General features: G+C 38.4%; 13 protein-coding genes. All 13 read right to left on the reverse strand.

Going from position 1 to position 16,438, the window contains the following annotated elements; all coding sequences use genetic code 11:
• Window positions 1-53 precede the first annotated feature (53 nt).
• The 13 genes from ACO052_RS14585 to fabG all read right to left on the reverse strand — a co-directional run bounded on the left by ACO052_RS14585 (window position 54) and on the right by fabG (window position 16,377).
• The gene (locus ACO052_RS14585; RefSeq protein ID WP_422104516.1) at window positions 54-4,406 is read right to left on the reverse strand and encodes a M12 family metallo-peptidase; all 4,353 of its coding nucleotides are present in this window, start codon (window positions 4,404-4,406) and stop codon (window positions 54-56) included.
• Between the two features lie 146 nt (window positions 4,407-4,552).
• Window positions 4,553-5,152: a bifunctional phosphoribosyl-AMP cyclohydrolase/phosphoribosyl-ATP diphosphatase HisIE gene (hisIE, locus tag ACO052_RS14590; RefSeq protein WP_422104517.1), complete on the reverse strand. Its 600-nt coding sequence runs from the start codon at window positions 5,150-5,152 to the stop codon at window positions 4,553-4,555.
• Entirely contained in the window at window positions 5,149-5,484 is a 336-nt protein-coding gene (locus ACO052_RS14595; protein ID WP_422104518.1) for a cyclic-phosphate processing receiver domain-containing protein, read from the reverse strand. Before ACO052_RS14595 ends, hisIE begins: the two co-directional genes overlap by 4 nt.
• Before the next feature lie 84 nt (window positions 5,485-5,568).
• On the reverse strand, window positions 5,569-6,324 hold the full coding sequence (gene hisF, locus ACO052_RS14600) for an imidazole glycerol phosphate synthase subunit HisF (RefSeq protein ID WP_422104519.1): 756 nt from the start codon (window positions 6,322-6,324) through the stop codon (window positions 5,569-5,571).
• 79 nt (window positions 6,325-6,403) lie between these two features.
• Window positions 6,404-7,159, reverse strand: a complete 756-nt coding sequence (gene hisA, locus ACO052_RS14605) for a 1-(5-phosphoribosyl)-5-[(5-phosphoribosylamino)methylideneamino]imidazole-4-carboxamide isomerase (protein WP_422104520.1) — start codon at window positions 7,157-7,159, stop codon at window positions 6,404-6,406.
• 65 nt (window positions 7,160-7,224) lie between these two features.
• Window positions 7,225-7,806: an imidazole glycerol phosphate synthase subunit HisH gene (gene hisH / locus ACO052_RS14610; protein ID WP_422104521.1), complete on the reverse strand. Its 582-nt coding sequence runs from the start codon at window positions 7,804-7,806 to the stop codon at window positions 7,225-7,227.
• 78 nt (window positions 7,807-7,884) lie between these two features.
• Window positions 7,885-9,021: a bifunctional histidinol-phosphatase/imidazoleglycerol-phosphate dehydratase HisB gene (gene hisB / locus ACO052_RS14615; RefSeq protein ID WP_422104522.1), complete on the reverse strand. Its 1,137-nt coding sequence runs from the start codon at window positions 9,019-9,021 to the stop codon at window positions 7,885-7,887.
• A 227-nt stretch (window positions 9,022-9,248) separates the two neighbouring features.
• Window positions 9,249-10,283, reverse strand: coding sequence for a histidinol-phosphate transaminase (hisC, locus tag ACO052_RS14620; RefSeq protein WP_422104523.1), 1,035 nt, complete (start codon window positions 10,281-10,283; stop codon window positions 9,249-9,251).
• A complete protein-coding gene (gene hisD, locus ACO052_RS14625) occupies window positions 10,280-11,566 on the reverse strand; it encodes a histidinol dehydrogenase (protein ID WP_422104524.1) in 1,287 nt (428 codons plus the stop codon). The genes hisC and hisD overlap by 4 nt, the downstream gene beginning before the upstream one ends.
• Window positions 11,567-11,608: 42 nt before the next feature.
• A complete protein-coding gene (gene hisG, locus ACO052_RS14630; protein WP_422104525.1) occupies window positions 11,609-12,466 on the reverse strand; it encodes an ATP phosphoribosyltransferase in 858 nt (285 codons plus the stop codon).
• A 297-nt stretch (window positions 12,467-12,763) separates the two neighbouring features.
• Complete coding sequence (locus tag ACO052_RS14635; RefSeq protein WP_422104526.1) at window positions 12,764-13,579, reverse strand: prohibitin family protein; 816 nt, start codon at window positions 13,577-13,579, stop codon at window positions 12,764-12,766.
• Window positions 13,580-13,590: 11 nt separating this feature from the next.
• A complete protein-coding gene (locus ACO052_RS14640; protein ID WP_422104527.1) occupies window positions 13,591-15,624 on the reverse strand; it encodes a VWA domain-containing protein in 2,034 nt (677 codons plus the stop codon).
• Between the two features lie 6 nt (window positions 15,625-15,630).
• Complete coding sequence (gene fabG, locus ACO052_RS14645) at window positions 15,631-16,377, reverse strand: 3-oxoacyl-[acyl-carrier-protein] reductase (RefSeq protein WP_422104528.1); 747 nt, start codon at window positions 16,375-16,377, stop codon at window positions 15,631-15,633.
• Window positions 16,378-16,438: the final 61 nt, after the last annotated feature.

Below are 16,438 nucleotides of genomic sequence, written 5' to 3' on the forward strand. Positions count from 1 at the left end.
TTTGCACAAGGGTCTTAAGGACACTATTTATCTGTTAGGTCAAAAACTATAAGCTATCGAATAATTAGCTTTTGGGTTTTGGTCCCATCAGCATTTACGACCTCTACAACATAGACTCCAGATTGGATATTTCCAACATAGATTGAATTGGTAGTGACCATAGTGTTCAGCATACGATTTAACACAAGTCTGCCTTGAATATCATATAACTTCGCTGTGGTTTCACTATTTAAATAGCCTTTAATAACAAGAGTTCTTGGATCTGCAATCGTAAATATTTGCAGGTCATTTAAGGTATTGTCATCTGTAGATAATGTCTGATTGGTAAATCGAATATAAAAACGCCCAATGCCAGTTAAGTTAGAATTGGGTGTAAAGATATAGTCATTCGTGTTCAATAAGGTAAACGTGTTCGCCTCCGTATCTTCTAAATACATATTGATAGATTCAGGAACCGTGGATATATCATCAAGACCAATGGTTAATTGTGTTGTCGCCGTAGCGTAAATCCCAATGGGAATAACCACATCATTTAAATCCTGGTAGGCTAAGGATTGAATGGCCATATCGATGCCCATATTATCCTCGACTAAATTTGAGAAAATTGAAAAGGTTCCCGCCTGTCCTTGAAAAGAGCCTGCATCGTAACCCACATCCAAACCTCTTGTTGTTCCTTCTATAAAATAGATTTGTGTTGACGCAGCGTTGCTATCGCTTATCAGTTGCAGCTGACATAATGCGGTATTCACAGAAGATCGTCCCGAGATAAAGTCATCAGCATTGCCTGTGCGTCGCATAGCCGTTGTAAAATCTACTAAGCCGCCACCTGTTTTGGATTTTACAAAAAAGCCTTGGCCCGGTGTAATCAACTCCGTGACGCTACCATCGTCAATCGTGGCCTGGTTCCATACCGTCCAACCATTAGAAGCATCCCCATCATAGCCATAAATCGCCTGAAATTCGGTCTGCGTATCGAATTCAGAGCTGTTGGCTTGAAAAAAGGTATTGAAATCGAGATAAGAAGGATATGGATTGCCCATTAAGTTCCATGCATTTCCGGCGGCTGCATCAGAAATAGGGATATTGAGAATGTCCGTAGAAGCAGCGAGTCCTGTAAACATCAAGGTACTGCCATCAGTCGTAGCAGCTCTGTAGCCCATACCTTGACCAATCACCGTTGCAGCGTTGGTGACACTGTCGTAATTTTCATAAGCCCCACTTACAGTGTTATAGGGTGCAAAGGCATGTGTTGAGCCCGAAGCTGCCAAATTGGTATTGGCGGTATCGAATGCACCGAATGTTTGTCCAGAAAATGGGGTGGCGATTAAATCATTGGTGCCGATAGGTCCCACCTGAGCGGTATATCTATGATAATTAATGGTTCCAGAAATAGACCCATCCAAAATTAAACTAGAATAGGACGACGAGGTCGATTGTAGATTCAAAGCATTGGCGGTCAAGGTAACGCCACCATCAATAGTGACACTGGCCCCTGCACTTACTGTAAATGTATCGCAGGCCAAATTGCTCGATAAGGTAAAATCACCGGTTTGAATTTCGATTTGATCCCTACTATCGACTACACCAACAGGATTTGATGGCGACCATACACCCGAATTATAAGTGTAAACCGTCGGAGTATAAGTGATATTGACGGTAACCGTGTTAGAACTGAAAGCACCACAAAATGTAGCATTAGAAATATTAGTTTGTAGGCTTGCAAACGCATGTCCAATATAGCCACTGGTGACATCAGTTGCTAAGTGTGATAACCCATAAACCGTATAGTTTCCTGCCAGAAAATTTGATGCATTGGATAAGTCTGGGTTTGAATTAAAAGCTACTATATTTCCTGAACCATTATCAACTATAACATAAGTATATGAGTATCCTGCAATATTCTCAGCTGCTGAATAGTAGAGTGGTTCCGAAAAACTTACTTCATAACTCCCAGGATTTGGTGAATTCGTAAAAAACCCAGATGCCAACAAAATATATTTTGCGCCTGCAGTCAATGTTTCAGTAAAAGGCGCATTTGTCTCTACGGAGGACGGTGGAACAAAATTCCTACTAGAATTCAACCAATTATCACAAACACTACTTGAATTATAACTGCCTTCAAATAAATTAGTCACACTCTGATAACTTTGATCCGTAGTTGTAAATGTTACATTAGAACTAGATATGGCAATTAGTTCGACAGTTTCGTAATAAGGACTATTAGCGCCAAAAAAGATACATGTTCCACTGCCATTATTCTCGACAGAGAGCGCGGTGTTTCCATCGCTAAAGTCTATTGTTCCAGAAACAGAATTGACGGGTAAGGCAGCCACGAGTCCAAGATTCAAACTGGCATCGCCTTCTGGAGCCGTAACGGCATCACTATTTGTAATGATTCCACCAACAGCATTACAATTAGACGTCACCGATATATCCATATCATTAATATCGAAAAAAATATTTGATCCACCTGTACATACAATTTTTATTCGTCCAGAAGTCGTATCCATACTCGGTACCGTAATGTCATAAGAGCCGTCGTTTGCAACTCCGCTGGCAAGTGTAATTGGAAACGTATTTCCTCCATCTGAAGAAAATAAGATATCAATATTGGGACAAGTATAGGCCGGGCTATTGGTATTAGCTACATCCCATGTAATCGTTTTAGTCCTACCAGGCATCCATTCGGTCGTTGAGTTTTGCGATGAGATTTTAAAAGGTCCATCGTTGCCGACAGTTAACGAAATTTGGTCACAGGCCACTCCTCCTCCCCCTGCTTCATTATCTCTTACTGTCAATCTCCAAGTTAAATTACGGGCTACCGTCGGTAGTGTTTCTCCGGTTCCGGTCGTTACATTTCCTGACAGGATTGATGATAGTTGCGGCACGGTTCGTTCACTACTTATGGAAGGCGGAAAACTTCTAAATAATGGTGCCGTAGTACTGGCACCGGTATCATCCGGTGCATCTGAGCCCGAATAGTCTGTATCGTATTGTTCCCAAGTATAGGTCAAACTTCCTGTACCGTCAGCATCAGAGCCTGATCCTTTCAATACAAAAGGTGTGCTATGTGGTATGACCAAGCCATTAATGTTATTAGCATTGGCATCAGAACTTGGCATACTATTTCCTGTTGGTATAAGTGTTGCACAATCGGACCAACCATTAGCAATGCCCGTCCCACAACCAATTCCAGTAACCGACAATCCTGAACCCATAAAATCTATCATATTTTGCAAACTGGCCACGCCAAAATAATCCGTACGATCCACAAAAAAATCACCCGCGTCACAACCTGCACCTGTACTCATTATAGTAGACCCAGCCCCTGGCTCATAACGAACACAAGCGTTATTAGAGTTACAACCGTAATTGGTATGTCTACAACTAAATTGATGTCCGAATTCATGCAGTACTAGCCAAAGACTTGAGGGTAAATCATTTGGTAGGTAGGTATAGCCATTAGCTTTATCCGGAGTACAAACTACACTTAGTCCTGCTCTACCTGCATAAGTACAACCACTGCAGGGAATTTCATGAAACCCGTGTCCAATATCCCAAGAACTAACGGTTACATTAGCATTAATATAGTTGTATGTAGCGCCTAGGGAATCAACTGTATTTGTAGGGTCAGCATAAGGATCCGTGGCTGGATTATTATTTAGCAAATACTCGACAATCGTAAAGCTTGTAGCAACTTCAGTTTCAAAAGCTATATTGATTTGTGCCATTCTATTTAAAAGTGCGGCTTCCACTAAAGAATCCGTTCCCCCATTTAGAGCGTAAAATTCTCCTGAACAAGTCAATACTAATTCATAGATACGAAGGTTATCTCCAATTTGAAAGCATGAGTCAAGCCGATCGGTTGACAGTATGTGACTTCTCGATTCTGTCGTGTCATTTGATTCGCAATGAAATCCGTCACTATTATCTAAAATATCATGATCATAATAGGTGATGTACCTATTGTCATCACTATACCTATTTATTTTCTCAATAATTGAGATACCCTTAGCGCCTTTCATAACGGCATAAAACCCTGCCGGTGTGATGTTAAACCTAACCGAGGTCGTTGGATCATCTATTCCCTGTGCAACATAACTTTTAAATTCTGGTCTAGCGGCTGACAGTTGGGATGATAATATTGGCGACTCTACAACCCTAAAACGTCCGTTGCTATCATCAGGTATAGGCAACTTCAAAATAGTCGTTGATTTGTGATTTTGGGCAAGCGTTCCTTTCATCGGAACATCTGATAAGGCAGTTTTTAGCAGGGATAAATCAATTTCAACTTCGCGATAACTTGCTAAGTTTTCAGAAAATTTAACAGGAACTTGTGCTTCTAGTGAAACAGAAATTTGGCAAAGGCACAATAGGATTAGCACCCCATAACGTAGGTAATTCATTTTGTTTGATTTCAATTAGTAGTTGAGGTACCATGGGGTAAAATCAAACAGGATTAACTGATAAAGAAACGGTGCCTATATTTCTTATTATGTGCTAAAATTACAATATAAATATTATAACTGGCAATAAAAATCCATATTTTAGTCTAGCGTTGTCTTTGAACAAGAACCTTAAGTACATCGTCTAATCTATAACCTTTTGCCTGTAAAAGCATTAAATAGTGGAATAATAAGTCCGCACTTTCGTTTAAAAATAAGTCATTATTACTGTCTTTGGCTTCAATGACCAATTCCACAGCTTCTTCACCAACTTTTTGGGCTATTTTGTTAATCCCCTTGGCGAATAAGGAGGCCACATAGGATTTTTCGGTATCTGCATTTTCTATTCTAGAGGCGATAACATCCTCTAATTGAGATAAAAAACCATAGGTTTGGGTATTGTCCTCATTCCAACAAGTGTCTGAACCTGTATGGCAGGTAGGTCCAGCAGGCTTCACTTGAATCAATAAGGAATCGTTATCACAATCTAATTTTATATCTACTAGATTTAAGACATTGCCACTTTCCTCCCCTTTTGTCCAAAGTCTATTTTTACTACGACTAAAAAAAGTAACAAGGCCAGTGTCTTGCGTCTTATCGAAGGCCTCTTGGTTCATATAGCCCAGCATTAATATGTTCTTTGTTATGGCATCTTGAATAATTGCCGGTACTAAACCATCGCTATTTTTATTAAAGTCAATATTCATATTTTATTTAAAAATTTTATATAATTGTCTAAAAGCCCTCGTATTTGATTCGCTGCTACTGGATTAGCTGAATGCACTTTATAGTTCAAATGACTTAGATCCAGTCCTGAATCATATACTAACCATTTTGCAGCAGCATAACCATCAGGAGCTACATGACCTTCTGAGTCCAATCCTAAATCGTTGTCAAAACTTATAAATTCAGGCAAACCATTGGTCTTTATATAATTCACAAACTCATCAAAAGTTCTGACGATATCAAAGTCTTTTTCTTCTGATTTGTTATAAACCATGTCTACAGTTCTGATATCGTCTAAAAATAATTTTTTCACTTTTACTTTTTTGTCATTTCAACAGAGCGTAGTGATTAGAAATCCCATAAGGTATGAGATTCTTCACTTCGTTCAGAATGACAGTTATATTCTAACTGCAATCCCCTCGTTTTTCAGTTTTCGTTTTAAATCCATAATCGCTATTTCACCAAAGTGAAACACGCTGGCGGCCAAGGCTGCATCCGCCTTACCATCTTTAAAGGTATCCACAAAATGCTGTATGGTTCCTGCTCCACCCGAAGCAATGATTGGGATATTGACCAATGTTGATAACTTAGCCAAAGCGTCATTGGCAAAGCCCGATTTGGTACCGTCGTGATTCATTGAGGTAAACAGAATTTCACCAGCACCGCGCTGTTCAATCTCCTGTGCCCAGTCAAATAGTTTCAGGTCGGTGGGAATCGTCCCTCCGGCCAAATGCACGTACCACTCCCCTTCTATTTGTTTGGCATCAATTGCTACAACAATACATTGGCTACCAAACTTATCAGATAGCTCGTTAATCAATTCTGGTCGTTTTACCGCTGACGAATTAATGGAAACCTTATCTGCACCACAATGCAATAAATCATCCACATCGGCAATTGATGAAATGCCTCCGCCAACCGTAAATGGGATATTTACCTGTTCGGCCACTTTCAACACCATATCGTGCATAGTACGACGTCTTTCTTGTGTGGCACTGATATCGAGAAATACCAATTCGTCCGCACCTAATTCAGCATATTGCTTCGCCAATACCACAGGATCACCGGCATCACGTAAATCCACAAAATTGACACCTTTTACGGTGCGGCCATCTTTAATATCTAAACAAGGTACAATTCGTTTTGTTAGCATAATTCGTATGCATCATTGTGCATGGTGAAGCAATCTTTCAAATAAAAAAGGGATTTCCACGCTACGCTCGCAATGACAGTTAATGATTTAATATAAAATTCTCTATTTCTTTTAAACTTATTTTATTTTCGTAAATAGCCTTACCGACAATAACACCTTCACATCCTAAGTCTTTTAATTGCGGTAATTCATTATACGTTGAAATGCCCCCAGAGGCAATCAGTTTAACTTTTTTTGTTATTCTAGAATCATCTGTTATGATAGTACCCTGATTAAGAATACGTTCATAAAGCTCAAAAGAGGGACCCTGCAACATCCCATCTTTTGAAATGTCTGTGCATATGACATAATCCACTCCTTTTTTCATATAATCCTTTATAAACGGAATAACTTCTATATCACTTTCTTCTTGCCAACCTGAAATGGCTATTTTTTCATTTATGCAATCTGCACCGAGAATGATTTTGTGCGAACCATAGGTGGTTAGCCAATTCTCAAATACCTTTGGTTGCTTCACAGCAATACTGCCGCCCGTAATTTGCTCTGCGCCACACTCAAATGCAATGCGCAGATCCTCATCGGATTTAAGCCCACCACCAAAATCAATGTTTAAATTGGTTTTAGTCGCAATAGCTTCCAGTACTTTATAATTGACAATATGACTTGCCTTAGCACCATCTAAATCCACTACGTGTAAATACTGTATACCGGCATCCTCAAATGCTTTGGCAACTTCCACTGGATTTTCGTTATAGACTTTTTTGCTGCTATAATCGCCTTTGGTAAGACGAACACATTGTCCATTTATAATATCTATTGCTGGTATGATTCTCATTTTTTACGCTTTTGGCCTTTGGCTATTAGCTATATGCTAACAGCTAAAAGCATTAAAATTTATAGTCATAACTTTAAAAAATTACTTAAAAGTAGCTCTCCTGTCTTTCCACTCTTTTCAGGATGGAACTGTACGCCAAAGAAATTATCGTTTTCTAAAGCCGAGGCATACTCCACTTCATAATCTGTAGTTGCTATGGCTTCTTTACAGTTTTCGGCATAATAACTATGTACTAAATACATATAATCACCTTCGCTTATGCCTTTGAACAAATCCGATTTCAAGTGCTTTACAGTATTCCAGCCCATTTGGGGGACTTTAACAGCCTTAGAAAACCGTTTCACATCCACATTAAAAATACCTAAACCCTCAGTGTCGCCTTCTTCGGTATAATTACACATTAATTGCATCCCCAAACAAATACCTAAAACAGGTTGCCTTAATTGAGGAATGATTTTATCTAAACCGCTTTCTTTGAGCTTTTTCATTGCCGAACTGGCCTCACCTACTCCAGGGAAAATGACCTTATCTGCTTTTATAAGTTCCTCCGGATTGTTAGTTAAAACCGCTTCATAGCCCAAGCGTTGAAATGCGAATTGGATGCTTTTAATATTTCCTGCGCCGTAGTTTACAATTTTTAAATTCATATTTCATGTTGAGGGCAAAACACCCCTAAAGCCCCCTCAAGGGGGCAATTCAATTTATTTATGTTTGACGTCTTTCTTTTACAGCATACCTTTAGTTGAAGGTAAAATCATTTTCTCTATATCTTGCTTCACCGCCATTTTAATCGCCTTAGCAAAGGCCTTAAAAATGGCTTCTATCTTATGGTGCTCATTAACACCTTCAACTTTGATATTAAGGTTGCACTTGGCCCCATCCGTGAAGGACTTAAAAAAGTGATAAAACATCTCAGTAGGCATTTTACCAATCATTTCACGCTTAAATTCGGCTTCCCAAACCAACCAGTTTCTTCCTCCAAAATCAATGGCCACCTGTGCTAAGCAGTCATCCATAGGTAAACAAAAACCATAGCGCTCTATACCTAATTTATTCCCTAATGTTTTAGCAAACACCTCTCCTAAGGCAATGGCCGTATCTTCAATCGTATGGTGTTCATCTACTTCTAAATCACCCTCAACTTTGATATTTAAATCCATTTGGCCATGACGTGCAATTTGATCCAGCATATGATCAAAAAAAGCGATGTCGGTATCGATTTTGCTTTGTCCTGTGCCATCCAAGTTAAGTTCAATTTTAATCTTGGTTTCATTGGTGTTACGTTCTATCGACCCTATGCGTTCTGTGATTTTCAAAAATCGATAAATGGCTTCCCAATCGTTAGTCTCTAAAGCAATAAATGCCTGCAGTTCATTTTCGGTTACCGTTACTTCATCCGTACCTAAATGTGTATGATCATTTATATAAATCCCTTTGGCACCTAAGTTTTTAGCCAATTCCATATCAGTGAGTCGGTCACCAATCACGTACGAATTTGCCAAGTCGTAATCTTCGGAAAAATATTTGGTCAGCAATCCCGTATTAGGCTTGCGTGTTGGTGCATTGTCCTTGGCAAAAGTTCTGTCTATAAACTGCTCCTCAAATACAACACCTTCTTGTTCAAACGATTTGATGATAAAGTTATGAACTGGCCAAAAGGTATCTTCGGGATACACCTCAGTGCCTAAACCATCTTGATTGGTAATCATGACGATTTCAAAATTTAGTTCTTGGGCAATTTTGCTTAAATATTGAAACACTTTTGGATAGAACTCCAACTTTTCAAAGGCATCGATTTGTTCATCAGCTGGTTCTTTGATTAATGTTCCATCCCTATCTATAAATAATACAGGTTTTTTCATGGTTTTTTGTCATTCCTGCGTCCACGTTCGCCATAGCTATAGCGGAGGCGCTAGGCAGGAATCTATTTTAATTTTTAATCTATTGGATTCCGCGTTTGATGCAGAATGACAATCTGGTATTTTTTACGTAAGTCAGTTCGAGTGATTTTCTTTAGAAAATTGTATCGAGAACTCATTGTATCTCGATACATCACGCCAATGGCGTAACATTCGATGTGACATTACGATTATAACTCATTTAATACTTTTATTAATTCCCTATTCTCTTCCAATGTTCCCACTGTGAAGCGTAAACAATTTTCACAAAGTGGTTGGGTGGTTCTATTCCTTACCACAATACCTTTAGCAATTAACTCTGAATAACGCTTATTGGCATCATCTACCTTTGCTAAAACAAAATTTGCATCCGAGGGATACACTTTGTCAATGAAGGGAATAGATTCTAATGCTTGTAGCAACAATTGTCTTTGCTCCAAAATAGCTGATACTTCTTTTTCAACGTCCTCGGTTCGGTCTAATCGCTCCAAAGCCTTATCTTGTGTTAATTGATTCACATTATAAGGGGGTTTGATTTTGTTTAATATTGAAATAATAAACTCTGAAGCATAACAAATCCCTAATCGAATCCCAGCTAATCCATAGGCCTTAGACAAGGTTTGCGTTACAATTAAATTTGGAAATTCACCCAAGCGACTAATCCAGCTTTCTTGCTTGGAAAAATCGATATAGGCTTCATCGATTACGACAATGCCTTTAAATTGTTTGATTAATGCCTCAACTTTTTCCGAATCAAAACTATTGGCTGTCGGATTATTTGGAGAACAAATGAAAAGCAATTTAGAATTTGCGTTTTGTTGAGATAAAATCTGCTCTACTTTAGGTTGAAATGCCATATTCAAGTTCACTGAAATAATATCCACAGCATTTAAATCTGCCAAAACCGAATACATGCCATAGGTTGGTGGTAAAGTCATGATGTTATCGATATTTGGTTCGCAAAATGCTCTAAAAATCAAATCTAAAACTTCATCGCTGCCATTACCCAACAAAATTTGCGATGTGGATACGCCCTTTAATCCTGCCAATCGTTCTTTCACTTTTGACTGTTGTGGGTCTGGATAACGATTAACGTGGGTTTGAAAAGGATTCTCATTAGCATCAATAAACACCATATCTGCCGAAGCATCCTTGTACTCATCGCGGGCTGATGAATAGGCTTTAATGGTTCTAATATTTTCCCTTAAAAGATTTTCTATATTCATGATTCCAAATCCTTTAGCCTTAAAGTCACCGCTTTCTTATGTGCCTGAAGCCCTTCTGCTTCTGCCATCAGCTCGATAGCTGGGCCTATAGTTTTAATGCCTTCTTTTGATATTTTTTGAAAGGTCATACTCTTCTGAAAGCTATCGAGGTTCACCCCTGAATAGGCTTTAGAATAGCCGTTAGTTGGTAACGTATGATTAGTACCAGACGCATAATCACCTGCACTTTCTGGTGTATAATTACCAATAAATACAGAGCCAGCATTGCCTATATTTTCCACAAAATAATCATTGTCTATTGTGGCTACTATAAAATGCTCAGGACCATAGGCGTCAATTAAACTTAGTGCCGTTTCAAAATCATTAACAACAATAGTCTTGGAGTTTTTAATCGCATCAGAAGCCATGTCTTTTCTTGGAAGTTCCTTTAATTGAGAGGCCACTTCCTTATTAACACTTTCCGCTAAATCTATAGACGTTGTTACCAATATCACCTGACTGTCGGACCCATGCTCTGCCTGACTTAATAAATCTGAAGCAACATAAGTTGGATTAGCAGAGGCATCTGCCATAACCAATAATTCACTTGGGCCAGCGGGCATATCTATGGCCACACCGTACTTTGTTGCAATTTGCTTGGCTACAGTTACAAACTGATTCCCAGGGCCAAATATTTTATAAACCTGAGGTATACTTTCCGTACCAAATGTCAGTCCAGCTATAGCCTGTATACCCCCAACTTTTACAATTTTTGTAACACCACATAATTGAGCGGTGTAGAGAATCTCTTTGGCTATTGTTCCATTTTTATTTGGAGGTGAGCACAGCACAATCTCTTTACAACCTGCAATTTTTGCCGGAACGGCTAACATCAAAACAGTAGAAAATAATGGTGCCGTTCCACCTGGAATGTAAAGCCCTACTTTTTGGATTGGGCGTTTTTCTTGCCAACATTCCACACCTTCCATCGTATTCAAATGAACTTTTTCCGTTTGTTGCGCTTCATGAAAACGCTCTATGTTAGATTTTGCCAATTGTATAGCGGCTTTTAACTCCCCAGAAATGCCATTTACGGCGTCTTCAATCTCGGACTTTGATACGAGCATTGTATCGAGTGATACCCTATCAAATTTTAAGGTATAGCTATGAATAGCCGCATCACCATGGGTTTTAACATCGTAAAATACCTGATTAACCGTATCTTCAATGGCAGCTACGGTCTTCGTAGGTCGTTTTAATAGGGTCGACCATTCTGATTGGTCCGGATTGATATAGGTTTTCATTTTAAACTATCGAATCTATTGAGTTTTCTTCTGCTTCTATAATTATAATACCATATTTTCTATTGGACATACCAATATACCTTCTGCTCCATTGGCCTTGAGTTCATCTATGACGTCCCAAAAATCATTCTTATTGATCACTGAGTGCAAGGAACTCCAACCTTCTTTGGCCAATGGTAAAATGGTAGGACTATTCATTCCTGGAAGAATCTTGCAAATTCTATCGAGTTGATCATTTGGTGCATTAAGCAATATATACTTGTTTTCTCGGCCTCTTAAAACCGACTTTAATCGAAACTGAATCTTATCAATAAGGGCTTGATTCTGTTCTGAAATTTTTGGTGATGTGGCCAATACAGCTTCTGACTTTAAAAGCACTTCAATTTCTTTTAGGCCATTTTTGAATAAGGTACTTCCACTTGATACGATATCGCAGATACCATCTGCTAAACCTATATTAGGTGCTATCTCAACAGAACCGTTTATAATGTGTAGTTGGGCAGAAATATTGGATTTATCCAAAAATTGATTCACGGTATTGGGATAGGATGTAGCAATGCGCTTACCTTCTAAATCCTTTAAACTTTTAGCATTGGAAGATTTCGGTACTGCAATAGATACGCGGCATTTAGAGAAGCCCAGTTTCTCTACAATCGTAATATCTCGCCCCTTCTCAATCAATACATTTTCCCCTATAATAGCCGCATCGACCACTCCATCTTTTAGATATTGTGGGATATCGCCATTTCTGAGATAAAACACTTCTAAAGGAAAATTTCTGGCCGAAGCTTTTAGTTGGTCCTTTCCATTGTCAATCGAAATGCCTATTTGCTTCAGAATCTTTAGTGAGTCCTCATTGAGGCGCCCTGACTTTTGAACTGCAATCTTTAGTGTACTCATTTTATGCTGAATTTACTTGTGCTGAATTTATTTCAGCATTTCAGTATCTTTTTAATTATTCAGATCCCAACTTTCGTTGGGACTATTTTCTATCACTTAACAAAGCGATAGAAAATGAAAAACCCATTTGATTATCTCAAACGGGTTTCATTAATATGTTGAAATTAATCAATACATTTTCACCTCGCTTGAGCGATTACCTGAAAATGATGATGTAATTGATTGTTTAACATTTAATTTTTGTTCAAACAAAGTTTTGTAAAATTATTTTACAATTCCAAGTCTTTATCAATTTTTTTATTGATTACCCAAAATAATAGGCATTCCGCTTTCCCCAGAACCAATAATAACGACCTTACTATTTGGTGATTCTGCCAATTTATTGGTGGCCTCTATACCTTTATCTTGCAAAATCTTATCGGTTAATGAAGCACTTAAAATTCTATTGGCATCTGCCTTACCTTGTGCTTCTATTCGCTGACGTTCTGCTTCTTTTTGAGCAGTAACCAGTCTAAACTCGTATTCCAAAGATTCTTGCTCTTGTTTTAATTTACGCTCAATAGCTTCTTTGATGGTCGGTGGAAGTGTCACATCCCTTACTAGGATTTCATCAAGAACAATATACTGTTCGTCCACAATCTTTTTAGTCTCTTCGAAAATTTCATTTTGAATCGCATCTCTTTTACTAGAATACAACTGCTCTGGTGTATATCGCCCTACAACACTACGTGCTGCAGATCTAATTGTAGGAAGGATAATTCTATTGAGATAATTCTCCCCGATTTCCTGGTGCAATTTTCCTAAATCACCATAGGCAGGCTTGTACCATGCCGAAGCATCCAATTGAATATCCAAACCATTTGACGACAAGACCTTCATTTTTTCAAAAATCTCCTGACGACGCACTTCATAAACATAAACCTTATTCCATGGGGCTACTATATGAAACCCTTCACCTAAAGGCGGCTCATCGGTCACTACACCTCCGCCGAAAGTCTTATACAATACTCCTGCTTGACCCGATCCGATGGTTACAGCAGACTTTGCAATAACTATGACCAAAAAGATTATTCCGACTAAAATAGGCAACCCTATTTTTGGTAATTTATCCATTTTATTTTCTTTTAAATTAAACCATTATACTTTCTTATAAACCATTCTGCAAATAAGCTCAACGCTATGATGGCGAGCAGATATTTCCAGTCTATCAAAGGTACGACATTTTTACTGCTTTTTTGTATGGTGGCATAGCGATTGTCAGTTAACAAATCCGAAATCAAGGCCTCATAATCTGAACTGAAAAACGTTTTCCCAGAACTGCTATTTGCTAAAAAGCGAAGCTTATCTATATCTGCATTTAAGAATTGTTGTTCCACATTGTATTCTAGAACCTTAAAGCTGCCAGATGCAGTGATCGATTCGGTATTGTGTCTTATGGTAAAGTCATAGGAACCAGACCTGATACCGCTTAGATCAACACTGTAATTACCATTATTTAACAACAGTGGCACTTCCCTAACACTATCATCATCTTTGTTTTTAAGAATGATAGTCAATGCGGCCGAATCATCAAATTCAAAATTCTTATTAAAATATTGTGCTGAAATAATCACATCATCATTGCCATTGTAAAATGATTTGTAGTCAATATTAAGACGCTTTCTTTTCTTATTTGAGCTCAAGTATTGCACCAGTTTTCCGATAAAATTGTCAAAATCATTAAAACTTTCTGAGTCTAAATAGGATTGGGCTCGCCATCTCCAAATACCTTCACCTAATAGCAAAGCATGTTTCATATTTTCAAATTCATAGGTTGCCAACATGGCATCTCCGGTGTTAATACCGTTGACCGTTCGATATAGAATGACATCGGTAGGCACTAAAAATTCTATGCCACCAAACTCAGACTTTAGCGGTGGGTAATCTTCAAAGGTGAGATTGTCAATAATAAAAGCACTATAATTTCTATTTAGTTCTGGTTGAAAATCTTCTGTTTGATTGGTGACAGTGGCGAATAATTTAAGATGGGTATTGTTTAAAAACAATAGGTCGGTCGTTTCACCCGTAATGATGAATGTATTTAAATTTTGCTTCTTAATTTCTTGCAGGGCTTGCGTAAAGCTATTGTTCGGTTGATACAGTATAACCAATTGAAAGTCATTGATTTTAGACAGGTAGTCTTGCGGCTTTAAGACAGAAACACTCCGTTGTTCGTTGCTTTCTATGGCCTTTTTTAAAGCCCCCAAATCTGGGTGTAGACGTTCTGATACGAGAGCGATATTTGTTTTTTGATCGATGATTTCGACTCCAAAGTTCTTAGAATTATTGACTGTATTTTTCTCATTTGAAAGTGGCACTAACTCTACGCGATAGGTTTTTACACCAACACTATTGGCGCCCAAAGTTGTCGTCACAATCTCTGAGGTCTTGGACGCATCGAACTGAATAGCCTGCCTGTAGATTACCGAGTTGCCCGACCAAATCTTGAGTTCTGTACTTACAGCATCAGTACCATTATAATTGGCAATAACTTCAACGGGAAAGCGATTCTTTAAATAGGCATAACGATTGACATTGAGTTGCTTTATACTCAAATCTGCATAAACTGTGGAATCGCCTAGAATAACAGGGTAAATGGGCTGTTTTACTGATTTGGAGCTATAACTATAGTCGGCTCCATAGGTTTGATTCCCATCGGTCAATAGTAGTATTGGTGCCGTTGTATTAGCATGAACTTCACCAAACTGCTTTAAAGCTAATGAAATATTGGACTGACGATCTTCAAAGTTTAAGCTGTCTAAACTATTCACCGACTTCCCAAAACTATAGTTCTGAATATCAAAACGTTTATTTAGCTCCGAATTCGAATTTATAGCCTGCTGTAAGGAAATCGCAGTACTGTCTTGACCTAAATAAGTTACGGATTCGGAATTGTCTACCGCTACGACTAAAGTCGGTTTTTCGTCATAGTAGGTTTTGGATTCAAACTTTGGATTGATCAGCAACAACAATATTCCAAAAATGGCTAGGGTTCTTAAAACTATGAGACCATAACGAAGCTTAGACTTTAACTTCGATTTATATACATACTGAAACAGCGCTAATAAAAGCGCTGCTATACCAGCAATAATTATATAAACAATCGTTTGTGTTTGCATTAATTTCTAAGTCAACATACCGCCATCGACATTCAAGGTTTGCCCAGTGACATAAGCACTCATATCACTTGCTAAAAAGACGCAGGCATTGGCAATATCTTCTGGTGTACCACCGCGTTTTAAAGGAATAGCTGCTCTCCATCCTTTTACCGTATCTTCGTCCAATTTTGCAGTCATCTCCGTCTCAATAAAGCCTGGAGCAATCACGTTGCTTCTAATATTTCTAGATCCCAATTCTAAAGCGACCGACTTAGAAAACCCTATGATACCCGCCTTTGAAGCCGCATAGTTGGTTTGACCTGCATTACCTTTAACGCCTACAACAGAACTCATATTAATAATAGATCCTTTGCGTTGTTTTAGCATGGTACGCTGTACGGCTTTGGTCATATTGAACACCGATTTTAGATTCACTTCGATCACTTTGTCAAAATCGGCTTCACCCATGCGCATTAAGAGGTTGTCTTTTGTGATACCTGCATTATTGACAAGGATATCTATGGCACCAAATTCCTTTACGACATCTTCAGCGAGTTTCTGAGCCTCTTCAAAACTTGCCGCATTGCTCTGATAACCAATGGCTCTGACACCTAGTTCATTTAAATCCTGCTCCAAAGCTTTAGCCGCATCCACTGAAGAACTGTATGTAAATGCCACATTGGCCCCTTGTTGCGCAAAAACTTCAGCAATACCCTTGCCTATACCACGAGTAGCTCCAGTAATTATAGCTGTTTTTCCTTCTAATAATTTCATAATATATGTGTTGGTTTAGTTAGATTAACAATTATAGTCTTCAATCAAATATAGCAAATAC

This window comes from Winogradskyella sp. (assembly GCF_965228925.1).
In the GTDB taxonomy this organism is placed as follows: Bacteria; Bacteroidota; Bacteroidia; order Flavobacteriales; family Flavobacteriaceae; genus Winogradskyella.